Here is a 23,369-nt window from a genome sequence, read left to right as displayed (position 1 = left end):
GATACCGACGATTTCCACGGCCTCACCCGCACCACCGTCCAACGCCTCAAGAACTGGCTGATAAGCAGGCATTGCGGGTGAAAACGACCTCTTAGAGGTCGTCTCATTTGGCGGGCTGAGTAGTCTGCGCCGTGTGGTGATGGTCGAGCGACTGGTGCCGGACAAGCTGGGGGAGCTGTTCCAGCGGGTGGTCCCGCCCGCTCCGACCCGACCGCAGGGAGGCGGCCGACGCCGGTACGGAGACCGCGAAGTGCTGGCCGCGATCGTCTTCGTGGCCACAACAGGCTGCACCTGGCGGCAGCTGCCGCCAGTCTTCGGGCTGTCGGGGCCGACCGCACACCGGCGCTTCGCCGAGTGGAGTACCGCCCGGGTCTGGGCCAAGTTGCACCGCGTCATCCTTGACGAACTGGGCTTGCGCGGCAGCCTGGACTGGTCGCGCTGCGCGATCGACTCGGTGAACATGCGGGCCCTGAAAGGGGGGACCTGACAGGCCCGAATCCTGTCGACCGGGGCAAGAAAGGCTCGAAGATCCACTTGATCACCGAGCGGACCTGTCTGCCCATCTCCGTCGGGATCTCCGGCGCGAACCTTCACGACAGCCAGGCGCTTGAGCCGCTGGTCCGCGGTATTCCCCCGATCCGTTCGCGTCGCGGCCCGCGACGCCGGCGGCCCGCCAAGCTCCACGCGGACAAGGGATACGACTAGGACTACCTGCGCCGATGGCTCCGCTCGCGCGGCATTTGTCACCGCATCGCCCGCAGAGGCGTTGAGTCCTCCACGCGGCTGGGCCGTCATCGCTGGACGATCGAGCGCACGATGTCCCGGCTGGGCGGCTGCCGCCGCCTGCACCGCCGCTACGAGCGCAAGGCCGAGCACTTCTGGCCTTTACCGCCATCGCCTGCACCCTCATCTGCTACCGCCGCCTGAAGGCGTGACCATCGCACCAGGGGCTGCGGCAACATGGTGCAGGTGAGCGAATCCTCTGAGCAGGTGCAGAATGCAGCCCGTCTCTGGCACGAACACCGTCATGCACCTTTCCCCGCCAGCCTGCGCGGTGCCGAGTTCGGGGGTACGGACATGGTGTTGCTCGACGCGGATACCGCCGGCTGCGTGCTTACGTGGCTGGACAACGGCGGCGCTCTCGACCCGAAGCTCACCCGCATCCTGCAGAGCTGCATCGAGGACCTGGACCGAGTCATCCCTCAGATCACCGAACCCGCAGGAACCCAGTACTACGAGCGCCTGCGTCAGCTCGCCCTACTCATATCAAGGGCTCTCTCCAGCACCAAATGAGACGACCTCTTAGCTCGTTGGGAGGTGGCCCGTCGTGAGGGAAGTCGTTGTTCATGTGAGCGGGCAGCGCACTGCTGAGGCGGATACGGACGGTTCTCCGGATCGAGCAGCGCCGGCCCGCCGTGACGCGGCGCAACCGCCATCCTTCCTCGATGGCGGTTGCTTCGTGTCTCAGTTCAGCCGGGTGACCGCGTAGGCCTCGATGGCGTCGCGCTGGTAGGCGGCCAGGCCGGGAGTGATGGCCTCGTATGCGGCGCGCCACGTCTGGTTGTCGACGATGGAGCGCCCGATGGCCCGGTAGTCCTCGGCGGAGACAGCGTGCAGTTCGGTCAGTGCCCGGTACTGGGCGTCGATCTCGGCCTGGACCGGGTCGGAGTCGGCCGGGTGGCCTGCGGCCATGAGTTCGGCCAGCCGGATCATCTGCGCGGTGCGCTCACGGTGCGCGGCGTCGGCGTCGGCCTGGCTCATCGCGCCGGCGCGTCGCCCGACCTGTTCGGCGAGTTCGGGGAAGTCCCGCACGTTCTCCTCGTACTGGGAGGGTGTCACGCCCTCGAAGAGGTTTTCCGGTCGGTTGATGGTCATGGGGTTGCCGTCCTTCCTGGACTGCTCCAGATCGGCGATCGTGCGGGAAACGGTGACGGCCAGTGCGTCGAGCCGGTCCCGCTCGGCGAGGAGACGCTGGTGGTGGCCCCGCAGGGCATCCACCTCATCGACCTGTTGAGACAGGATCCGGCCGATCTCCGGCACCCCGACGCCCAGCGCCCGCAACACGAGGATCTGTTGCAGTCGCAGGAGCTGGCGCTCCTCGTAGTAGCGGTGCCCGTTGGCGCCGATCCGGGCCGGCGGCAGCAGGCCCGTCTCGTCGTAGTGGCGCAGAGTCCGGGCGGTGACGCCAGACATCCGGGCCACCTCCGCGATCGGCCAGTCCATCACGACTCCTGCGCGTGTGTCGCCGGGCCGGATTCTCCGGCCCTGGTCACGACGGTAGAAGCTGCCGCAGCGGCAACTTCAACCCCAGGATCCAAGATCCTCGCAATCGAACAGGCATGGTCCACGCCCCAGGTGGAAGGCGCTCCGTCCGCTGCCGAGGGTGAACAGAGCCAGAGGGGCTTTCGCCTGGCTCGGCGTCGCCCCTCCGGGTCGTTTGTCGGCTTGCCCGCCCTCCATCGGGCCGTGTCCTGGGCCGCCCCCCTTCACAGGGCGGGCCGGGACGTCGGCGTCACGAGCCGCGGGTTGTTCGCTCCGTACCTTCGTGCGGTGTGCTGTGTCGGGCTGCGGGTTCAGTAGGCGAGGGTTACGCGCAGGAGCGCGCGGTGGACGGGGAAGTAGCCGCCCATGTAGATGCAGGTGTAGGAGGCCCTGTATCCCCGCGAGGTGTAGTAGTACCAGTAGTACGCGCCGCGGACTTCGCAGTCCGCCCACAGGTAGACGCCGACGTGGTACGTCCGTACGCGGGTGGAGGACGCGGCTTTGAGCGTGGCCGGGGCGGCGGGTGTGACGCCGAGCGTGGTGGCCGACTGGGTCGTGGTTGTCGGCGCGGCTTGAGCGGTGCCGGCGGTGGTGACGGTGCCGAGGGCCAGCGCGGTGGCGAGCGTCGCGACGGTGGCTGCGTTTCGCAGGCGCAGTCTCATCGGGTCTCCTTTGGTCTCGGGACGTGAGGGTGCACGGGGGGTTGGTGCGGGGGCCTACCAGGTGGGCCCCGTGTGGGGGCGCTCTTCGGCGCGTCGTCGGGCCTCCTCCTGGGCGAGCTGGGCCTGGCGGTCGGCCTCCTGTTTGGCGCAGAAGTCCGCGTACTCCTGCTCGGTGCGCCGGCGGTTCTCCTCGATGATGCGTAGTTCGTCGTCGCTCAACGGCATGGCGTCGTCCTCTCTGCCGGGAGGCCCTGTCGGCCCCCGTTGCTTGGAGTTTTCGCTGCCGGGAGTTGTTGCGCAGGCCGGTTTCGGCGGCGAAACAATTCCCGTCTCGGCACGGCCGCGCGGCGCGAAAGTGTCTTGCCGTGCGGGAGGCGGAAGCGGTTGGGTGCGTGAGCGTCCCCGTCAGGGACGGATGGTGCCGTCGCGCTGTACGGGGGTGGGGTGTGGGGCGTCAGGAGAAGCCGCTCGATCCGGAGCAGGGTCCGGTGGCGCGGCTGGCCCATGACCTGCGCCGGCTGCGCCGGGAGTCGGGTGGTGCCACGTATGCGGCCATGGCTCGCCGGTCGGCGTACTCGGTGGCGACGCTGTCGCGTGCGGCCGCGGGCGAGCAGTTGCCCTCCCTTCCCGTCGTACGGGCTTATGCGGCGGCATGCGGTGCCGATCCGGACGAATGGGAGGAACGCTGGCATGCCGTGTCGGGGGAACTCGCGGCGCGTGAGCAGGCGCACGATGCTCCGTCCCCGTACCGGGGTCTGGAGCGGTTCGAGCCGGGTGATGAGGGTCTCTTCTTCGGCCGGGAGGCACTGAGCGATGATCTTCTGGCGCTGACAGGCAGTCATGGCGTGGTCGCTGTGCTGGGCCCTTCCGGCAGCGGCAAGTCGTCCTTGCTGCGTGCGGGTCTGATCCCCCGTCTGCGGCGAGAGCTCCCGGCCGGAGAGCGGGACATGGCAGCGCGTCCCGCGGCGGTTCGCATCCTCACTCCCGGCGCGCATCCCCTGGATCGTCACCGGTCGGCGCTCGTGCCTGCTGCCGGTGAAGGGCAGACCTGGGTGATCGTCGACCAGTTCGAGGAGCTCTTCACGCTGTGTCGCGATCCTGGGGAGCGTCTGGCTTTTCTGGAGGTGCTGCTGGCCGCGCGGTCGGCGGAGAGCCGGCTGCGCGTCGTGCTCGGTGTCCGGGCCGACTTCTACGCCCGTTGTCTCGAGCATCCTGATCTGGCGGTCGTGATGCGTGAGGCGGCGCTGCCGGTCGGTCCGATGACGGAGGCGGAGCTCCGTCAGGTGATCACCAAGCCCGCTGGTGCGCGGGCGGCCGTCGTCGAACGTGCTTTGACCGCACGTCTGCTGGAGGCGGTCGCCGGGGAGCAGAGTGCTCTGCCGCTGCTGTCGCACGTACTGTCGGAGACGTGGCGGCGGCGACAGGGCCGGAGTCTGTCTCTGGCGGCTTACGAGCAGGCCGGCGGGCTGGGAGGGTCCATCGCCCAGGCCGCGGAAGGCGCGTACACGAGCCTGGACGAGGACGGGCGGGCGACGGCACGTCGTATATTGCTGCGTCTGATCACACCGGGTGACGGAGCTCCGGACACCAGGCGTCCCAGCACACGCGAGGAGCTGGCAGGTCTGGGATCGGGTGCTGTCGACGTCCTCGACCACCTCGGCCGCAGCCGCCTCGTCACGCTCGATCACGAGCGGGTTGACCTGATCCACGAGGCCCTGATCACCGGTTGGCCTCGCCTGGCGGGGTGGATCGAGGAGGACCGGGACCGGCTGCGGCTCCATCGCCGTCTCACCGAGGCCGCCGAGGTCTGGAGGTCTGTGGGGCGGGATCGGGGCGCGCTGTTGCGGGGCACCGGGTTGAGGTCCGCCGTCCAGGCGTTCGCCTCCGCCGACGACGCGCATGCGCTGACCCCCGGTGAGCGTGAGTTCCTGGCCCGAAGCGTGCGTGCCCGGCGCTCCGGGATCCGGTTGCGGCGTGCGACCACCGGTGTGGTGGGTGTCCTGGTGGTGCTGTCGGTGCTGGGGGCGGTGGTCGCGGTCCAGCAGAGTCGTGCCACGCACGAGCAGCGGACGCAGAACGCGGCGCGGCGCACCGCGACGGTGGCGGGCAGTCTGCGTACCACCGACCCTGGGCTGGCCGGGCGGCTCAGTATCGCGGCCTGGCGGCTCGCGCGGACGCCGGAGAGCCGCTCCGCGCTGCTCGCGGCGCTGGGGCAGCGGTGGGAGCAGGGCTTCAGCCCGTCGGTGCGGAACACCGAGACGTCTCATGCGTCGCTGAGTTCGGACGGAAGGTCGGTGCGGATCCAGGAGGGCGAACGTGTCCAGGTGCTAGACGTGACCACGCGCAGTCAGGCGGGCTCCTACACCGTTCCTGGTCTGATCACGGTGAGCAGCATGGGCGATCCGCGTGACAACGAGCTGTATCCCTCGTATCCGGGGCTGCCGGTGTGGAGCCCGGACGGCCGATGGATCGCGGACGCGGTCCCTCATGGCCGCGTCACCCTGTGGGACGTACCGGCCGGGGCGCGTCGCACGCTTCCCGGGCGGTGGCCGATCCCGGTCCTGGACATGTCCTTGTCCGAGCAGGGGCGCCGGGTCGCCGTCGCGGTGGAGGGCCGGGCGGAGGTGTGGGATGCGACCGGGAAGCGGCCGTCGGTCGTGTTGCGGGGTTCCCGGATCGGCGACGGCGCCGTCGCGCTGAGCCGTGACGGGAGTCTGGTGGCACGTTGCGGGGCGGGGGTCAGGGTCGAGATCTGGCGGGTTCCCAGCGGCAGGCGGGTTCCTCTCAAGGCACTCGAGGTTCCCCGGGAGGCGATCCGGCCGACCTGCCGACCCGGATCGCTGCGTTTCAGCCCGGACGGCAGAACGCTGGTCGCTCTGCGTGAGCAAGGAGCCGAGCGGATCGACACCGTCACCGGGGAGACGTTGGAGGAGTTGGCGCAGCGCGGGCTCACCGAGGTGAGCTTCAGTTCCGACTCGCGGTTCGTCGTGGGTGTCACCAACGACCGTCTGCTTCTCTGGCGCAACACGCGCAACCCACCCGGCTGGCAGGAGCCTTACAACGAGTGGGACGGTTCGATGCTGCTGAATCTGCCCCTGTCTGCGCAGGACAAGCCGTACAGCGTACGGATCGATGCCGCGGCCGGCGTCGTCCGCTACATGGGTATGGGAGGGCGGGCCGTACGCACCGTCAACGCACGCGACATCCTCGCCGCGGTCTGGGACGACAAGAAGCGCCCTCCCTCTCTGCCCAGTCCCACCGGACGTGTCACGGGGGTGCCGAGGTTCACGGGCCGTGAGCTGTTCTACGAGTTGAGGGAGACGGGGACCGGCCGTCTGATCGGCACCACTCCGGGCGTGCGCCTACCCGGCCGGGCTTCCCGTCCCGTTGCGGCGTTCAGCCCGGACGGCAGGTTCTTCGCCTTCACTCCCGTCTCCGCGCCTCCGTATGGCCGCGACGCGCCGGTGGTGCCCTCCCCGCGCATCCTGGTCTGGGACACGGATGTGCGCCGTCCGGTCGCGGACATCAGGATGCGTCGGGGCCTGGAGCCGCCCGATCCCCTCGCCGTGGTGAACGCGGGGGGAAGGCCTGTCGTGTACGGCATCGTCTCGATTCAGGTCTGGGACCTTACGAACTCCAGGCCGTTGACGCCTTCCCGGGAGGGGATGTCCGCGACACGGATGGCGCTGCAGCCCCGTACGTCGCTGTTGGCCCTCAACGACGGGACGGTCCTGAGTCTGCCCACGGGGCGGCTGCTGCGCGACCGTACGGAGCGGGACCTGGGCGACGCCATGGCGTACAGCGGGGACGGCGGTCTGCTCGCGGTCGCCGACGGGTCCGGGAGGATCCTGCTCTATGACGGGTCGATGACGTCGCCGCGGGGTGTGCTGGCGGGCGGGGAGTCCGACGGTCCTGACGGCACTCCGGTCGCCGTGACCGCCCTCGCGTTCTCCCCGGACGGTCTCACGCTGGCTGCCGGGACCCAGGCGGGTGGCATCCGGTTGTGGGACGTGCCCTCCCGCACGGTTGTCGGCGGGCCTCTGCCGACCAGCGGGGACAGGGTGCGCACCCTCACGTTCGCCGCGGACGGCCGGTCCCTGCACGTCCAGGGAGCCAACACCCGGCCGCGTACCCAGCTCCTCGACCCGGAGCGTCTGGCCGGCGAGCTGTGTGGCCGTTTCGGTTCCCTCAGCCGCAGTCAATGGGCGGCGTACATCCCGGACGAGGAGTACCGCGAGATCTGCTGAACCGTATCTGCTGAACCGTTGTTGACGGGCATCCATGGTCGCCCGGCAGGCCGCGTGTGACGTTACGCGGCGTACGGGGCGTGGCGTGAGCGGCGTGCGGGGCGTGCGGGGCGTGCGGGGCGTGCAAGGCTTGAGCGTCGTGCGGGCTGTGCGGGCCGTGCAGGGCGTGAGGGGCGTACGGGGCGTGAGGGGCGTCGAAGACGGCAGGGGTCCGGGCCTTCGCATCACTGGACCTCAACGACACCTGACTCGATCTCGTCTGGTAGCTGCGGCGCACAGGAGCACTGGACCTCAACATGTCGACGAGTTTGGGAGGCACTGGGGTTCTCGCCCGGACCTCGACGCGCCGCGACGGGCAAGGCGCCGGCCAGCCGTGAGATCCTCTCCGTCATGTTCGAGAGCGAGCGCAGCCAGCGGGCGATAGCAAGCGTCGAGGCCCACGTTCGCGGCTTCTTCACCGGCCACATGATCACGGTCAGCGACTACGACCTGGGAGCTGGGCGAAGGGAAGCGGTTCCCCACCTGCGGATCCTCACCGTCAGCCCAGGACCGCGCGCAGACAGCTGGGCCTACATCACCGCCGGCTGCTGGTCCACGGTCGAGACGGACGGCCACGGCCTCGAGTTCGTCCTCACCGCGCCCGTCCGCGACGAACGCTTCGCTGATCTCCTGGCCATGACCGCCTACTACCACGCCGATCACCACCTCGATCTCGAACACAGCCTGCCCATCGGGGAGCCGTGGCTGCCCGGGTCCCACTGCGACCACCTGCTGATCAGCCTCCCCTACCTGCACGGCCCTGACCTGGAGCACTGCCCGCTGCCGGACGGCCATGCCCGCATCCTCTGGGCCCTGCCGGTCACCGCAGCCGAGATGGCATACCGTCGTGAGCACGGCCACGAAGCCCTTGAACGGCTCTTCGACGAGCACACGATCGTCCCGACCGATCCAAGGCGGCCATCCGTCGCCTGAACATCGCGGGCACAGTCCGGGCACAAGCGGCACTCGGGAAGTCCTCCAGCGCCGTCGAAACTCGGTTCTGGCACAGATCTTGGGGAGCCGTCGCGGAGCGTTACCTCGATGTTCGATTGCGAGAGACTGGCTCGTGCGAGACGGCGTACGCCTTGGCGTCTGACAGCCGGAAGTGACGCTCCCTCAGGTCTCTCCCGTTCACTGCCCTGGTCGGCGGTGGACGGTGATGGTGCTGGCCATGCAGACCGACGCACCGTTCTGGGACTCGCTGGTGTTCGACGGGATCGACGATGTGAAGGTCGAGGCGGTTACGGCCGCATTCGGCACAGTCGAGGTGGTGGCGAGGGGGCACGCAGGCGGCGCTTCCTGTCCGGACTGCGGCCGCTTCTCGGGCCGAGTCCACGACCGTTATCAGCGCAGGCTGAGGGACCTTCCGCTGGCTGATCAGGGCTTTGTGATCCGGCTGATGGTCAGGCGCTTCATCTGTGGGTCGGCGGGCTGCCCACGTCGGACGTTCGCCGAGCCGTTCTCCCGGCTGACTGTCCCGCACTCGCGGTTCACCACGCGGCTCAACCGCGCCCTGGAGCGGGTGGGGCTCGCCCTGGCGGGGCGGGCCGGCGCTCGGCTGGCGGCCCAGCTCGGCTTCGGCGCGGGACGGATGACCTTGTTACGCAGGGTCATGGCACTGCCCGATCCACGGTTCAGTACTCCGCGTGTGCTGGGTGTGGACGACTTCGCGATCCGCCGCGGCCAGACCTACTCCACGGTCTTGACCAGCATCGAAGACCATCGCGTGGTCGACGTGCTGCCGACGCGTGAGGCCGGGCCGCTGGCCGCGTGGCTGATCCGCCACCCCGGCGTGGAGATCATCTGCCGGGACCGGGCGGGCGCCTACGCCGAGGGGGCCCGGCGCGGCGCCCCCGATGCTCTGCAGGTCGCCGACCGGTTCCATCTGTGGCAGGGCCTCGGCCGGGCCGTGGAGACCTGCGTCGCCGCCCACCGCGACTGTCTGCGCAACCCGTCGCCCGGCGGCACACTGCACCAGACGCCCTGCCTGGACTCTGACCCGACGCAGGACGACTCGGACCCCGTCGGCCGGCGGGCCGAGCGCAAGAAGGCCGCGCACGCCCTGGTCCACGAGATGCTCGCCCAGGGCCACTCACGCCGGGCGATCGCCCGGCACCTGGGCTGGGGCCTCAACACCGTCCTCCGGTACGCGAACGCCGCACGCTGGCAGGACACCATCCGCGAGAACCGGCCCCGGCCCAGTCGGCTGGACCCCTACAAGCCCTACCTGGAACAGCGATTCACGGAGGGGTGCACCAGCGCCACCCGACTCCACAGCGAACTGGTCGCCGAGCAAGCTCCCGTCACCTACGGCATGGTCCGAGCCCACGTTGCCACCTTGTGTGAGGCTCCAACCGCAGCGTCGTCGCGGCCACCGACGGTACGGCAGGTGACCGGCTGGCTCACCCGCCACCCCGCCGCCTTGAGCGAGGAAGACCGCGTTGGCCTGAAGGATCTCCTGACCCGCTGTCCCGAGCTGGACATGGCCGCTGGACACGTCCGCGACTTCGGCGAGATACTCACCGGCCGCCTCGGCGCCACGCTCCCTGCCTGGATCGACGCCGTCGACGCCAGCCAGCTACCCGGGCTCACCGGCTTCGCACTCCACCTGCTCCGAGACCTCGACGCCGTGACCGCCGGACTCACCCTGGACTGGAGCTCAGGCAGCATCGAGGGCGCCGTGAACCGCATCAAAAAGATCAAGAGACAGCTCTATGGCCGTGCCGGATTCGAACTCCTACGCAAGATGATCTTGCTTCAGTAGTGCATCGTCCGGGTGCCGGGCCGCCGGCTTCCCATCGCCCTGAGATCAGAGTTCGGTCGTCCAGATCCCGACAGGATGGTCACTCGGAGGCAGCCACAACTGAGGCTGTGACTCGTGATGCCTCTCGTCAGCCTGCTCATCCCAGTGGAAACGGCCCTCGACATCAGGCCACGCGACTTGCAGCACGGGGAGAGGCGGCCGCCGGTAGAACCCGATGGCCTGCCCGAAGAAGGTCCGGTACCAGCCGCGATCAACCTGCCTGAGCGCGACTCGATGACCTGCAACGACATCAGGATGGCTCTGGCCGTCCGCCAGTGCCTCGCCTGCGGCGGACTTCTCTCCGAGTGTGTTGAGCATGCGGTGCATGGCGTGAACATCGAGCCCGAACATAGCCAGTTCAGGTCCGCCGTGAGTGTGCGCGAGACCGATCGTGTAGGCGAATCCAGGACCGATCTCGTCTTCGGGAACCATCACGACGTGCCACCCGTGCTGCTGCACATGTTCGATGACCGTCAGATCCATGCGGTCCGCTTCGTCCCGGTCGCCGTAGTCATGGCAGAGGACACAGCGGCACTGGAACGGATCATCAGTCATGTGCGGAGGGTACGAGGCGAGCGTTCAGGTCGAGCAACCGGGGTTTGGACCCTCTCAATCGAACAGCTCCACCACTCTCCGCGACGGCTCCCCAAGATCTGTGCCAGAACCCGAAACTCGTCGACATACGGTGATGCTGAGCAACGCAGCCGTGGGACGTGCTCCTCGTTTCGTTCAGACGGCGTCGTCCAGTGCCGTGTGGAGTTGCTCGTAGAGGGGGGCGAGGCGGCGCAGTTGCGCTGCTGCTGTCTGGTCGTCACCGCGCACCAGCGGATACTGCAGGCTGCCCAGGATCCGGGCCTGGCGCTGCGTGATGGAGGCCGCGTGCGACAGCCCCAGCTCTTCCAGGCATATCGCCGCGTCGTTCAGACGTCGTGCTCCCACTCGGACACCGAACGCGGTGAGCAACGTGCGGATGTTGGGGGGTGTGCCCCGGGCGACCATGTCTGCGAGCGCCTCGACGGCGGCGGCTCCGCCCAGTGAGCCGGGAGGCATGGGCAGGTCGTCACGGCCGGCCAGCCAGCGTACGGCTCCTGGAAGCGACTGCCGCAGCGCGTCAGCGGGAGTGAGCCGATGACGGCGCACGAAGCCGGCCCGCAGCACGAACGGGGCATCGATGTAGCTGACCGCCTCCGCCTCCCACGCGGAGAGAAAGGCCTGTGTGGGGAGCGTCGCGTAGGGGTGGCCGTGGGGGTCGTGGAGTTCGACGGTGTCCTGGTCGGCGGCGAGTACCACGACGTAGTGGTCACCGCCGTCGGCGTTCGGTGTTCCGGGCTGGTACAGCAGCAGGCCCATGTCCACCGGCCCGACCAGGACCGGCCCGCGCGAGCCGGCGGCCTGCAGCCGGTCCAGCGCCTCGGCAGGCGTCCCGCCGTCGCTGCGCTCACAGGTCCAGCCCAGCAGTGCGATCGCGGCGTCGAGGCCGGTCTCGGGGTCCCAGCCGTAGGGGTCGAACAATGGCAGGGAACCGGCGATGAGCTGAGCGCCGAAAGGCGAGCCGGTCAACGTCTCGATGACTGCGATGGACGGAGCATCCCCACCCATCATCATCGCCAGTGAGTTGGTGTAGCAGTACGGGCCGGAGCCGATGTAGCCGAGCACGAAAGAGCCCTTCGAAGAGACAGAGGTGACCTCCCGTCGGCGGACCGCCAGGCAGGCGGAACCACCCAACCCCCTCACACACTGTCAGAGTCAACTCCCCACCCGTCCGACACGCTCCGGCCGGCCCGCCACCACTGAACGCAGGCAGCCATCAGGAAAGCCCCCAGAGCCCGCGACCGGCGATAACCGGCGATACGACCTCACCTGAACCATCCCTTGACCACAACCACATGCGCCCGACCACGCCCATCGGCTGTCTCGGTGCAGGCAGGCCAGCTCGCCAGGGCTGATCCCCAGTTCCTCCGCGGTCCGAGGCCGGGCCTCCTGCATATAGAGCTTGATTCGCTGGTAGGTGCCGGTGAAGCCGTATTCGGCCACCAGCCGCTCGTCAACCCCGACACCTTTGATCAGAATCTCGGACCGCAGCATCGCGTCGATCAGGGGCGCGACAGCATCCACCTTCCGCCGACGGCCGTGTCCGAGCGCAGCCCGACGAGGCAGGGCAACCGGGCCTTCAGAGGACAGGTACTTGCGGACCGTGCGGCGGTTGAGGCCGGTCTCCTTCGCGATCTCCGACAGATTCATCGCCCCGGACTCGAACAGCCCGCGGAAGCGTCGAAGCTCCATCCAGCGGATGGATCCGGTAGAGGTGGGATCCCACCGTGCGGGGCGAGAGGAAGAGCTTCTCGGCGATCTGCCGGTTGGTCAGGCCTTGAGCAGCCAGTCCGGCGATCTGCGGTTCCTGTGCCGAGAGCCGCTCGCGCCCGGTGCTGCTGCGGCGCCGGCCGGGATCCCCCGCTGCCCTCAGCTCCGCCTGCGCCATGTCCGACCAGGGCCCGGCGCCCAGGGTGCCGAAGGTGGCGCATGCCGCCCTCAGGAGGGGACGGGCTTCGGCAAGTTTCCTCTGCCGGCGCTTACGACGCCCCAGGTGCAGCTGGAGACGGGCACGGTGGAAGGGCCGGTCGCTCAGGTCGGCGGCGAAGGCTCTGGCGAATGCCGTGTCCGCCTCGTCGTCGGCCGCCAGCACGGCCTGGCTGTAGTGAGCGGCAACGATGAGCGCGTCGGACGGGATGCGGTCGGCGAGGCGGGGAAGAGAGCTGAGCAGGGTGCGGGCCTCGTCGGCTTTCCCCGCCGTGAGTGCGGCGTCCGCCAGTTCGGGGACGACCGACCACCGCATGAAGGGGTGGTGGGCGGAGTCGAGTGGGTCCAGGACGGTGGCGAGCAGGCGGTAGGCGTCTTCGGCCTGATTGCCGCGCAGGAGGATCAGCCCTTGTACGTGGGTGAGGGCGACCTGGACTTGCGCGTACCGTCGGCCAGGGGGTGACCTGCGACGGTGTCGGCGGTCTCGCGCGCCGCGGTCAGGTCACCGCGCAGCGCACTGACGGCCGCGATGTTCGTCCTGGCCGTGAGAGCGAAGGGCTCCTCGCCCGTGTCCGAGATGAGGTGAAGGGCCTGTTCGGACTCGGCTACGGGCTTGTCCCAGTGCCCCATCCAGATGCTTCCCCAGTTCACCGCACCGAGTAGCCAGGACAGGTCCCCGATGCACGGCTCCGTGACGGCCGCATCGAGAAACACTCGGCTGCCGCGGAAGTCGCCCATCCCGAGAGCTGCGATCCCGAGGAAACGCAGGGAGTCGGAGTCCGTCACCCCGGAAGGTGCGTGCCCGAGGCGTGCTTCCTCCACGGCGCGAGCACCGAGGCACGCCGCGCGCTCGCCATCCTTGCCCACGCCGTACCGGAGGAACGCGGTGAGCACGTCATCTCGCACACGGGACGCTGCTCGCCGCAGCAGAGTCACCGCAAGGTCCTCCTCGCCGTTCCTCCCGGAGTGCGTCGCAGACCTCGCCGACGGTGGCGCGGGCCCTGAGGGCGTGGCCCCGGCCGAACTCGACGTAACGACGCTGGCCGGCGCCTGGACCCCGGCGAGATTCACCGGCAGGTCGACGAGCGCGGCAAAGTCGTCCGCGGCGTGTACGACCTCGGCTCGACCCCGGCCAGCGCCCCCGTCGACGACGAGGACACGGACGAGGCCAGCGACGGAAGCGACCGACGCCCCAACCACCCGCGCGACCCTCCCGGGCGGGCCCCGGGGGGGAGGCGGCTCAGACAAACCGCGTCCGGCCTGCCACCATCAGTCTCAGAGCGCTCGCCCTGTTCCTGCGCATCGAGAGCCGCAACGCGGCGCCGCTGGTGACGCTGCGGCTGTTCCGGCAGCGCGGCGTGGTGGCCGGCGGCCTGGGCCAGCGGATCACCGCCGGCATCATGCTGCCCTGCTTCTTCATGCGGCCGCTCTCCATGCAGTCGGTTCTCGGCTACACGCCGATGGAGACCGCGCGGTGATCCCACAGGCCGCCTGACGGGCCGCTGGCCGCGAACGCTTCGGGCGGTGCCCTATTTCTCGGGCGTGCCCGCGGTGGCCATGGCCGCTTCGTGCGCCGCGCGGAGGAGTTCCTGGTGGTCGACGTCGAGGTTCTGGGGTAGGCGTCCCCTCTTGGGGGTCTGGAAGAAGACGACGGGGCCGTTCACGATGCCGTAGCCGCCGCCGAGGAGCTCGATCATGCGGGTGGCCACGGGGTTCGGCGCATGGGTCTCGTGGTCCACGAAGACGGGGACCAGAGCGTCGAGGGTGGCGGTGCCGTCCAGGGGGAGGCCTTCCGTCATGCCGCTGATCTCATCGCGCATCTGCCGCTCCGTGGCGGTCTGGATGCTCAGGTCTCCCCGGGGCGTGACGCAGGCGTACGTCACGACCGGGGTGTCGTCCGGCTCCTGCGTGCCCTCGACGAGGTCCTTCAGCCATCGCCGGGTGTCGAACGTCTTCCATCCGCCGTCGGGCGTGTCTTCCAGGTCGTGGTCCGGTTCCAGGGCGTCGCGGCTGTTGACGCGCTGGTGGACGGCCTTGAATCGGGCAAGGGCGGCGTCGGACGGCTGCCACTCGGCGAGGAAGCGTACTGCGGTGCCGTACATGGCCGGGCGGGGCACCCATTGGGGAACGACGTAGTGCGGCACGGGCCGGTCCCTGGCGAAGCCGAGACGGCGCTCCAGGTGGGTGACGGAGGCGGACGAGACGGCTCCGGGCCTGAGGCCGTGGGTACGCCGGCCCCAGGCGACGGAGGAGGCGGCGGCACTCCAGGCCACGGAAATCACCTGTTCGAGGGCGTAGCCGTTCCGGAGGGCCTTCAGCGCGTGGTCGTAGGCGTCGGGGAGGCGGTGCTCGGGAATGGGGAGCTCGTCGTACCGGTCGGTGAGGAGGCCGTCGAGGTAGGCGACGGCCATGCCGGCCTCGAGCTCCCGGACGATCTCGGCGACGGCGTCGGTGTGGCCGGCGAGGTAGCGGCGCAGCCGGTCGGCGGCCTCGGACGCGGCTTCGCGGGAAGTGGGGCCGAGCCAGCGGGGGAACGTCCACGAGACGGCGTCGATGTACATGGCGGTCGCCTGGTCGTCCTCGTCGTACGTGAAGCCGGCGACCGTTGCGGGCGTCGTGGCGGCGACCCACTGCGCCTGGAACATCTCACGGAAGAACGTGTCGTCGCTGCTGGTGGATGCGGTGACGGTGGAGCCGATGTGCTTGAGGGGACCGAACGACTCCGCGCCGCCGCGGAGGAGGGTCTCCGCGAGCGCGAGGAGACCGACGGCCTGGTGAGGGGTGAGGCAGGCCGTCGGCGCGGTCGCGTGCAGGCTTCGTCCCAGCCAGGCGGAGACGCTCTCGGCCTTCCGCTTGTTCGCGGCCGCGGCGCGCTCCTGTTCGAGCGCCTTCTCGGCGGCGAGCTCGGCCTGCTCCGGCGCGCGGCACTCCTGACACACCGCTCGGGCAGGGACGGGCCGGAGCGGGAAGTCGTCGTTCCAGAGCCGGGTGGCGATCATGTCGGAGCGGCTGCTCACCGTGATCGGCATGGTGCAGCCGGGGCAGACCACGGTCAGCAGAGACGCCCGGCAGGACCTGCGCACGGTCTGGGAGACGAACGCCGTCTGCCCGATCTGAGCGACGTTCCGAGCCCATGTACCGGGCTGGCTGAACTCCCAGTAGGCCCGGCACAGGGCTTTCACGTCGTCGGTGATGCCGTCGTGGAAGTGCACCTCGAGGAGGGGATCGTCCGGTGTGGGGACAAGCACCCGCTCCAAAGCCGGCGACGCGCCTGCGGGCGCCTGCTGCTGCGCGGCCGATGCCTGCTCGCCCTGCGGCCGCTTCCGGCGCCGGTCGCGCTTCCCCATGGCGTCCCCTCCTGCTGAGTGACCGTCAGGATATCGAGGGACGCGTGCCCGGGAGGAAGATCGCACGTCACTCGAATGGCTGAACAACCAGACCCACAGAGCTCCGGAAGGGTTAAATGTTCGAGCTAAATACCAGGGTACAAGTCTGCTACCGTGCAGGCTGGAGGTAGCGACCCATGGCATCCGAGGAAGCGCTGTTCGCGAACATCGACGCCCTGCTGGAGGAGGAGCCGCAGCTCCCGCCCCCGGCGGAGCGCGCCCGGCTGCGTGAGGCGGCCGGCATCACCCAGGCCCGGCTCGCGCAGGCCCTGGAGCTGAAATCGACACAGAGCATCAAGAACTGGGAGAACGGCAGGAGCGAGCCGACGGGGTCGCGCCTGGCGGCGTACCAGCGGCTGCTACGCGGCTGGGCGACGAAGTACCCCAAGGACGGCGCCGCTCCCGCCGTCGTACCCCAACCGGCCCCGGCTCCGGCGGCGTTCACCGGCCCGGCCGTCCCCGCGCCGGAGGCGGCGGCCGCCGCTCCGGTGGAGGCCCCGGCCGTCCCTGCCGCGCCCGAGCGTCCGGCCGCGCGCCCCGCGTCGGCGTCGCGCCGCCCGGCGGCGAAGGAGCCTGCCGCGCCCGCGCTCGACCCGCGCTTCCCGCACGGCCCGCTCGCCGTGCTGGACGGCGACGGCTCCGCGTACGGCGTCGGCGGCATCGTGCTCGACTGCCCCGCCACCACGGTGGTGGAGCTGGTGGAGTGGACGCTGCGCGAGTCCGGCATCGGTGCCGCCAAGCTCAACCGGTACGGCAAGGACTCCGACCCGCTGATCGTGCTCACCGCTTCGGCCGCCGTGAAACTCGGGCTGCCGGAGCACCTGGAGGGCCACGAGCAGCGCCGCTCCCTGCGCCTCCCGGAGGACCACCCGGTCGTCAGGCAGGTGGCGAAGGAGAAGTGGAAGCTCACGCAGCGCGGCCTCGGCCCGTGGGCGCGGATCTACCGCAAGGCGCAGGGCCGCGAGCGGCAGTGCGTGCAGCTGGCGATCCTGTCCTGGGACGCCCTCGACTCCCGTTCGTGGCCAGGCGTCGCGGACATGGAGCCGGCCGACATCGCCCGCGTCCTCGGTGTGTACGCCCAGCGGGTCATCACCCCGCGCGGCTCCACGGCCGTCTCCGGGCTGGAGCTGATGACGGCGCTGCGCCCGCCGACGAAGCCGGAGCGTGACGAGCAGACCGGCAACTGGGTGTCGGCCTACAACCCGGGCTCGTTGGGCACGGAGCCGATGGACCCGGCGCCGCCGGAGGCCACCCCGGAGCACCCGGTCGTCGTGAACTCCGGCTGGAGCGGCGGGTTCCTCAACGAAGAGGCGTACCAGTGGGTGCGGTCGGTGGAGACGCTGTCCGACGAGGAGTGCACGCTGCCCTTCGCGGTCGGCCTGGACCTGAACACGGCGTTCCTCGCCGCCGCGGCCCGCCTGGTCGTCGGCCTGTCGGCGCCCGACCACTTCCACGCCCCGAAGTTCAACCCGAAGATCCCCGGGAGCTGGCTGGCGGACCTGTCCCCCATCGAGCTGGACCCGCGACTGCCGTCGCCGTTCACGCCGGACGGCAGCCGCCCGACCGGCCCGGCCTGGTACCAGACGCACACCCTCGCCTACGCCCAGGAGCTCGGGCACGACGTCCACCCGATCGAGGCGTACCTGCGCCGCGAGACCGGCGCGTACCTGGACCCGTGGCACGACCGGCTCAAGACCGCGTACCTCGACACCCTCGCCGACCTCGGCGTCACCAAGGAGCTGTCCGACACCGAGTTCCTGGCGGCGATGGAGACGCACAAGCAGGGCGACCCGGCCCTCGCCGCCGTCCTGTCCGCGATCAAGGCCACGGTGAAGGGCGGCGTCGGAAAGCTCCGCGAGCGCCCGCAGGGCAGGCACTACAAGGAGGGCGAGACGTGGCCGGCCCTCCAGCGGCCGACGTGGCGCCCCGACATCCGGGCCGCCGTCATCAGCAAGGCACGGGTCAACATGCACCGCAAGCTGCTGAACATGTCCCGGATGACGGGCCTGTTCCCGCTCGCCGTGCTCTCCGACTGCGTCGTCTACCCGAGCCCGGGGGAGAGCCCGCTCGGTTTCCTCCCCTACGCCGCTTCCGGCAAGCCGCAGCCCGGCGGGTTCCGCCTCGGGCCCACGCCCGGCCTGGCGAAGCTGGAGGGCGTCCAGTCGATGCTGTGGGCGGTCGACCTGATGGAGAAGGGCCTCAACCCGGCCCGCCACATCAAGGGCGGCGACGCCGTCCTGGACGAAGGGGAGTAGGCCGTGGGGGAGATCGACGACGCGATCGAGCGCGCCGACCGGGAGGCGTTCACCAAGGAGCCGCCGAAGACCCTCAAGGGTCGGATCGGATTCCTGATCAAGCAGTTCGGCAGCGCGAAGGCCGTGGCGGCGGAGATCGGGGTCACCGCCGACTCGGTCAACCGCTACCGGCGCGGCGCCCGCAAGCACGCCCGCGCCGACGTCGCCGCGAAGATCGACGACGCCGTACGGCAGCGGTGGCAGCCGCTGGTGCGCAAGCGCCGGCAGAAGAAGGCCGCCGCCACGGGCGGGATCACGGTGGAGACCCGGGCCCGGTTCGGGTACACGGCGCCGGTCGGCACGACCGACGACGGACGGTTCCGGCGGCTCACCGTGCACCTCCCCCCGCAGTACGCACAGCGCCTCTTCGACGCCCGCGACGCGGGGGCCAGCGACCGGCAGATGCGCGGAATCATCGCCGAAGGGTTCAAGGAGGTCTACTTCCAGGACGGCGGCGGTCGCGCCATGGGGCTGTCGGACGTGGAGATCAACGACATCGACTACCTGGACCTCGACTTCTGAGTCCGCGGGAAGCCGCGGCTTCGAGGCGGGCCGGCGGACCGGCTGCGCGCTCTGCGCCTCCTTGCCGAGCACTCCGCACCTCCTTGGCGATCGCTCGGCATCCTCCTTCCCGCGGGCAGCGGTCACCGGGCAGCGGTCACCGGCCGGGGCAGTCCGGACGCGGGTCACCGGAGCATCAGGAACGGCTCTCGCTCCAGCTGGCGCCGAGCGTGGCCGCGAGGCCTTCGAGGATCCCGACGAACTCCTGAGCCGAGATCTCGACCACGAAGACCGCACCGGCGTCTTCAGGGTGGTTGAGCAGGTGTTCCTCACGCCAGAACTCCAGCGTGATCACCAGACGGTCCTTCTCGCGGAACAGGTAGGCCGTCACGTTGTCGGTGGTGGGGCCCCAGAGCAGGACCCGGAACCGGCCGCGCAGCTCGTAGTCGGCCTCGGGCTCGTCGTCGTCCCCCGCGCGCAGTGTGAGACGACGGTGTGTGGATTCGGCGGACAAGCCGGCGAACGGCAGGGGAGAACCTTCGCCGGATCGCAGCCAGGCAGCGGCGTCCAGCACATCACGGCGGAACTGGGGGACGTACGCCATGTTGTCGTTGCAGGTCAGCCACTTTCCAGCCGCCCAGAGGTCGACCCGGCACAGTGGGCCCGGCTCGCCGACCTCTGCGGCGAACCTGAATCTGTCTCCCAGAACCACGCTCATGCCGGTGACCGTCGCAGGTTCATCCCTTCATGAACAACCGAATACTCCGCCGCCGAGTCGCCGGCGTGCCCCGGCAGTAGTCGAACGGCCGCTGACGGGGTGACTCCCGAAGCGCCTCGTGCGAACCGTGCGCACGGCCCGGTGGTGTTCCGGGCGCGTGCGCCGGTGGCTGCACCGGCCGGCGGTGGGGTCAGGTGGCGCGGGAGCGGGTCAGGGGGATCGCCTCCATGAGTTCGGCCGCCATGGCCCGCGGGTTCTCCAGGGGGGCCGCGTGCGTGCCCTCGATCGTTCGGTGGACGGTACGGGCCCGGGTCCTGGCCTGCCAGGCGTGGAGCGTTCCCTCGGGCAGGACGGGGTCGTCGGTGGCGGCGACCGTGGTGATGGGGATGTCCAGCGGCTCTCGGTCGGCGGTCGCCAGGAGTGCGCGGTGGTCCTCGGCGAGTTCGGTGTCGGCCCGGAGGTTGTCGAGGTACGACGCCAGGAGTTCCTCGTCGGCCAGCAGCGCTTCGGGAAGCAGACCGCGAAGGGCCTCCGCCGCCTGTGCGGTGGCTCCCGTTCGCAGGATCTCGCCCATCTCCTGGAGGTCTTCCAGCTCCTGGGGCAGCTCGCCGTAGGGAGCGGGCGCGCAGGCGGGCACGAGGGCGACGGGTGCGCCGTCCCCGCCCGGCCCGAACCGGTGGGCGACCTCCCAGGCCAGCAGGGCGCCTTGGCTGTGGCCGTAGAGGACCGTCGGCAGCGCGGGCAGTCCGGTCAGGGCCTCCACGATTCCGTCGGCCACGTCCCCGATGCCGGACGGGGAGGGTTCCCCGGTCCGTTCCTCCCGGCCGGGCATCTGGATCGCCACGAGCTCGACGTCATCCGCCAGGTGGCGGATCAGGGGGACGTGGGAGTCCGTGGTCCCGCCCATGCCGGCGAAGGCCACGATCCTGGCCCGGGGGGACGTACCGGGCTTGAGCACCCGCAGCCACGCGGGGTCGTTCCCCTCCGCCGGCAGGCCGGGGGCTCCGGTCGTCTCCCGCAGCAGGGCGTCGGCCACGTCGAGGACGCCGCCCCGGCCGAGGATGACGTGCGGCGCGATCCGCACTCCCGTACGCCGTTCGAGGTTCGCCCGCATCCGTACGGCCGCCAGCGAGTCCATGCCGAGCTGCTGGAGGGGCTGTCGGGCGGGGATGTCGGCGGGACTGTCACCCAGTACGACTGCCGCTTCGGTACGCACGAGGTCCAGGAGGATCTCCCGCGCGCCGTCCGGTCCCGCGCCGGTCAGCTCACGGAGCAGTGCCGCCGTACCGCCGTGTGCCTCCCTCGCCGCTGTTCCGTCGCGGCCCTCGGCCCCGGGCCGGGGCCCGCCGGTGCCGGACCGGACCGCCGCCAGCGCGGGAAGGAGCGCGGCCAGGCCTTCGAGCGCGGCCTCGGAGACCTCGGTCCCCAGCACGTCGGCGATCTGCCGCACCTGACCGCTGTGCACGGCGTCCCAGAAGGCCTCCTCGGTCTTCGACACGGGCGCCGGCTGCGCGGCGGGAGCCTCCAGCCAGTGGCGCGTGCGCTGGAAGGCGTACGTCGGAAGGTCCGCGACGCGCGCGGGCGCCCGGCCCAGGACGAGCGGCCAGTCGACCTCGCAGCCGTGGACATGCAGGGCGGCGAGGCCGTCCAGCAGCCGGGTGCGGTCGCCGCGCCCGCGCTCGAGGGTGCCGACGACCACCGCCGACCCGCTCCCCGCGGTCAGCGGCATCCCGAGGACGGGGTGCGGGCCGATCTCGACGAACACGTCGTGGCCGTCGTCCTGAAGCCGCCCCTGCGCGAGGTCGAGCCGGACGGGTTCGCGCAGGTTGCGGCACCAGTACTCGGCGTCGAGGGCGCGGCCGTCCAGCAGGTCGCCGGTCACGGTGGAGCAGAAGGGGATCGACGCGGGGCGGGGTCGCAGCCCTGCCAGTCCGGCCCGCAGCGCCGGCAGCAGGGGGTCCATGAAGCGGCTGTGGGAGGCCACGGGGGCGTCGAGCCTGCCGCAGGCGACGTCCGCGTCGTCGAGCGCCGACAGGAGTTCCGCGACGGGGCCCACGGCGCCCGACACCACCACCGAGCCCGGGGTGTTCACGGCCGCCACGGAGATCTCCCCGCCGAAGGGGGCGATCCACTTGTGCACCTCGTCGAGGGGAAGTTCGACGACCGCCATCGCGCCTTCTCCGGCGACCTGCCGGAGCGCGCGGCTGCGGAGGCAGACGACGCGGGCGCCGTCCTCAAGGGAGAGCGCTCCGGCGACGACGGCCGCGGCGATCTCGCCCTGGCTGTGCCCCACCACGGCCGACGGCCGGATGCCGAGCTCCTCCCAGGCGGCCGCCAGCGACACGTACATCGTGAACAGCAGGGGCTGGAGGACGTCGAGCCGGTCCTCGGGGTGCTCCTCGCCGCCCCGGCCTTCCAGGACGTCGAGGACCGACCATCCGGTCAGCGGTCGCAGCGCCTCGTCGCAGCGGCGTACCGAGTCGGCGAACGCCTGCGACTGCCGGAGCAGTTCGCGGCCCATACCGTCCCAGTCCGCGCCTTGGCCGGGGAAGACGAACACCGTCCGGCCCCGCGGCACCGCCGTACCGCGCAGCACTCGCTCGTGGGAGCGGTCCTCGGCCAGGGCCGTCAGGCCTTCGACCAGTTCGGTGACGTTCCGGGCCGTCACGCTCGCCCGCTCCGCGAAGTGGGTACGTCGTTCGGCCGCCGTGCGCGCCACGTCCCGCATCCGCAGTTCGGGGTGCTCACGCAGCCAGTCCGCCCATCGTCCCGCCTGCTCGGCGAGGGCCGCCCGGTCGCGACCCGATACGACGACCGGGTACGCCGCCTCCTCGGGCTGTTCGGGGCGGTCGTGCTCCGGGTGGTGGTGCGCCGGGTCGGTGGTTCCGTGGTGTGTGGGGGTTTCGTGGGGTGTGGGGGTTTCGTGGTGTGCGGGGGCTTCTTCGAGGACGAGGTGGGCGTTGGTGCCACCGATGCCGAAGGAGGAGACTCCGGCCCGGCGCGGGGTGGCGCTCTGCCAGGCGGTGAGCTCGGTGTTCACCCGGAACAGGCGCTCGTCCAGCCCCATGCCGGGGTTGGGACGGGTGTAGTGGAGGCTGGGCACCAGCGTCCGGTGGTGCAGACACAGCGCCGCCTTGATCAGACCCGCGATGCCCGCCGTGGTGTCGGTGTGCCCGATGTTCGTCTTCACCGACCCGATCACGCACGGCTCCTCGCGCGAGGCACCGCCGAACACCTCCTGCAGCGCCTGGACCTCCATCGGGTCACCGATCGCCGTCGCCGTCCCGTGCGCCTCGATCAGCCCGATCGAGGCCGGTGCCGTGCCCGCGACGGCCTGCGCCGCCGCGATCACACGACTCTGACCAGCGACACTCGGCGCCATGAACGCGACCTTGTCCGAACCGTCGTTGTTGATCGCACTGCCCCGGATCACCGCGTAGACCGTGTCACCCGCCGCCAGCGCGTCCGACAGCCGGCGCAGCACGACCACACCGACGCCGTCGCTCCCCACGGTGCCGTCGCCGTCGGCGTCGAAGGCGCGGCAGTGACCGTCGCGGGAGACCACGAGCCCGTCCTGATGGAGATAGCCGTGCTCCAGCGGGAAGGTGAGCGACGAAGCACCGATCAACGCGATGTCGGACTCGCCGCGCAGCAGGCTCTCCCGCGCCAGGTGAGCCGTCACCAGACCCGTCGAACACGCCGTCTGGACCGTCATCGCCGGCCCGGTCAGATCCAGCTTGTGCGCCACACGCGTCGCGACGAAGTCGTTCCGGCCACCGATCATGGACCGGTAGAACGACGACAGATCGGTCACCTCGCCGCTGTGGTACCCGCCGTTCCCCGTACCGCCGAAGACGGCGATGTCTCCGTCGAAGGCCGCGGGGACGATGCCCGCATGCTCCAGCCCCTGCCACGCACACTCCAGGAACAGCCGGTGCTG

General features: G+C 70.5%; 18 protein-coding genes and 1 pseudogene. 8 read left to right on the top strand and 11 right to left on the bottom strand.

What is annotated here, in order from left to right; genetic code table 11:
• Positions 1–139: 139 nt before the first annotated feature.
• Together ACZ4XX_RS38950 and ACZ4XX_RS38945 are read left to right on the top strand one after the other, a co-directional pair.
• Positions 140–935, top strand: a pseudogene (locus ACZ4XX_RS38950) (IS5 family transposase).
• Positions 936–969: 34 nt separating this feature from the next.
• Positions 970–1,293: a hypothetical protein gene (locus ACZ4XX_RS38945; RefSeq protein ID WP_468512544.1), complete on the top strand. Its 324-nt coding sequence runs from the start codon at positions 970–972 to the stop codon at positions 1,291–1,293.
• Between the two features lie 171 nt (positions 1,294–1,464).
• Here ACZ4XX_RS38945 and ACZ4XX_RS38940 read toward each other — a convergent pair whose 3' ends face one another.
• The 3 genes from ACZ4XX_RS38940 to ACZ4XX_RS38930 form a co-directional block, all read right to left on the bottom strand.
• On the bottom strand, positions 1,465–2,223 hold the full coding sequence (locus tag ACZ4XX_RS38940; RefSeq protein ID WP_468512543.1) for a MerR family transcriptional regulator: 759 nt from the start codon (positions 2,221–2,223) through the stop codon (positions 1,465–1,467).
• Between the two features lie 350 nt (positions 2,224–2,573).
• Entirely contained in the window at positions 2,574–2,924 is a 351-nt protein-coding gene (locus ACZ4XX_RS38935) for a hypothetical protein (protein WP_468512542.1), read from the bottom strand.
• 54 nt (positions 2,925–2,978) lie between these two features.
• Complete coding sequence (locus ACZ4XX_RS38930; protein WP_468512541.1) at positions 2,979–3,149, bottom strand: hypothetical protein; 171 nt, start codon at positions 3,147–3,149, stop codon at positions 2,979–2,981.
• 221 nt (positions 3,150–3,370) lie between these two features.
• Between ACZ4XX_RS38930 and ACZ4XX_RS38925 the strand changes: the two genes are divergently transcribed.
• The 3 genes from ACZ4XX_RS38925 to ACZ4XX_RS38915 all read left to right on the top strand — a co-directional run bounded on the left by ACZ4XX_RS38925 (position 3,371) and on the right by ACZ4XX_RS38915 (position 9,974).
• The gene (locus tag ACZ4XX_RS38925) at positions 3,371–7,171 is read left to right on the top strand and encodes an nSTAND1 domain-containing NTPase (protein WP_468512540.1); all 3,801 of its coding nucleotides are present in this window, start codon (positions 3,371–3,373) and stop codon (positions 7,169–7,171) included.
• Between the two features lie 390 nt (positions 7,172–7,561).
• Positions 7,562–8,143 carry a suppressor of fused domain protein gene (locus ACZ4XX_RS38920; protein ID WP_468512539.1) on the top strand — a complete coding sequence of 194 codons (582 nt, stop codon included), beginning with the start codon at positions 7,562–7,564 and terminating at the stop codon, positions 8,141–8,143.
• A 238-nt stretch (positions 8,144–8,381) separates the two neighbouring features.
• On the top strand, positions 8,382–9,974 hold the full coding sequence (locus ACZ4XX_RS38915; RefSeq protein ID WP_468512538.1) for an ISL3 family transposase: 1,593 nt from the start codon (positions 8,382–8,384) through the stop codon (positions 9,972–9,974).
• A gap of 45 nt (positions 9,975–10,019) precedes the next feature.
• Here ACZ4XX_RS38915 and ACZ4XX_RS38910 read toward each other — a convergent pair whose 3' ends face one another.
• From ACZ4XX_RS38910 to ACZ4XX_RS38890, 5 genes are all read right to left on the bottom strand, one after another.
• Positions 10,020–10,568, bottom strand: coding sequence for a DUF4262 domain-containing protein (locus tag ACZ4XX_RS38910; protein ID WP_468512537.1), 549 nt, complete (start codon positions 10,566–10,568; stop codon positions 10,020–10,022).
• Positions 10,569–10,742: 174 nt separating this feature from the next.
• Complete coding sequence (locus ACZ4XX_RS38905; protein ID WP_468512536.1) at positions 10,743–11,669, bottom strand: hypothetical protein; 927 nt, start codon at positions 11,667–11,669, stop codon at positions 10,743–10,745.
• A 90-nt stretch (positions 11,670–11,759) separates the two neighbouring features.
• A complete protein-coding gene (locus ACZ4XX_RS38900) occupies positions 11,760–12,254 on the bottom strand; it encodes a hypothetical protein (protein WP_468512535.1) in 495 nt (164 codons plus the stop codon).
• A complete protein-coding gene (locus ACZ4XX_RS38895) occupies positions 12,184–12,846 on the bottom strand; it encodes a helix-turn-helix transcriptional regulator (protein ID WP_468512534.1) in 663 nt (220 codons plus the stop codon). The genes ACZ4XX_RS38900 and ACZ4XX_RS38895 overlap by 71 nt, the downstream gene beginning before the upstream one ends.
• An 86-nt stretch (positions 12,847–12,932) precedes the next feature.
• Positions 12,933–13,436 carry a hypothetical protein gene (locus ACZ4XX_RS38890; RefSeq protein WP_468512533.1) on the bottom strand — a complete coding sequence of 168 codons (504 nt, stop codon included), beginning with the start codon at positions 13,434–13,436 and terminating at the stop codon, positions 12,933–12,935.
• 422 nt (positions 13,437–13,858) lie between these two features.
• On the opposite strand from ACZ4XX_RS38890, the gene ACZ4XX_RS38885 reads away from it, so the two are divergent.
• The gene (locus ACZ4XX_RS38885) at positions 13,859–14,008 is read left to right on the top strand and encodes a hypothetical protein (protein ID WP_468512532.1); all 150 of its coding nucleotides are present in this window, start codon (positions 13,859–13,861) and stop codon (positions 14,006–14,008) included.
• A gap of 51 nt (positions 14,009–14,059) precedes the next feature.
• Here the strand turns inward: ACZ4XX_RS38885 and ACZ4XX_RS38880 are convergent, their stop codons facing one another.
• Positions 14,060–15,877, bottom strand: coding sequence for a hypothetical protein (locus ACZ4XX_RS38880; RefSeq protein WP_468512531.1), 1,818 nt, complete (start codon positions 15,875–15,877; stop codon positions 14,060–14,062).
• Between the two features lie 176 nt (positions 15,878–16,053).
• Between ACZ4XX_RS38880 and tap the strand changes: the two genes are divergently transcribed.
• A complete protein-coding gene (gene tap, locus ACZ4XX_RS38875) occupies positions 16,054–18,171 on the top strand; it encodes a telomere-associated protein Tap (RefSeq protein ID WP_468512530.1) in 2,118 nt (705 codons plus the stop codon).
• 3 nt (positions 18,172–18,174) lie between these two features.
• Complete coding sequence (tpg, locus tag ACZ4XX_RS38870) at positions 18,175–18,732, top strand: telomere-protecting terminal protein Tpg (protein WP_468512529.1); 558 nt, start codon at positions 18,175–18,177, stop codon at positions 18,730–18,732.
• A 175-nt stretch (positions 18,733–18,907) separates the two neighbouring features.
• Here tpg and ACZ4XX_RS38865 read toward each other — a convergent pair whose 3' ends face one another.
• Both ACZ4XX_RS38865 and ACZ4XX_RS38860 read right to left on the bottom strand, forming a co-directional pair.
• Positions 18,908–19,429 carry a hypothetical protein gene (locus tag ACZ4XX_RS38865; protein ID WP_468512528.1) on the bottom strand — a complete coding sequence of 174 codons (522 nt, stop codon included), beginning with the start codon at positions 19,427–19,429 and terminating at the stop codon, positions 18,908–18,910.
• A gap of 190 nt (positions 19,430–19,619) precedes the next feature.
• On the bottom strand, positions 19,620–23,369 hold a 3,750-nt coding region (locus tag ACZ4XX_RS38860; RefSeq protein ID WP_468512527.1), incomplete at its 5' end, for a type I polyketide synthase.

This window comes from Streptomyces sp. NPDC029956, from assembly GCF_055574655.1.
Note: the sequence above shows the minus strand (reverse complement) of the source record. Positions and strands in the feature narration are given on the sequence as shown.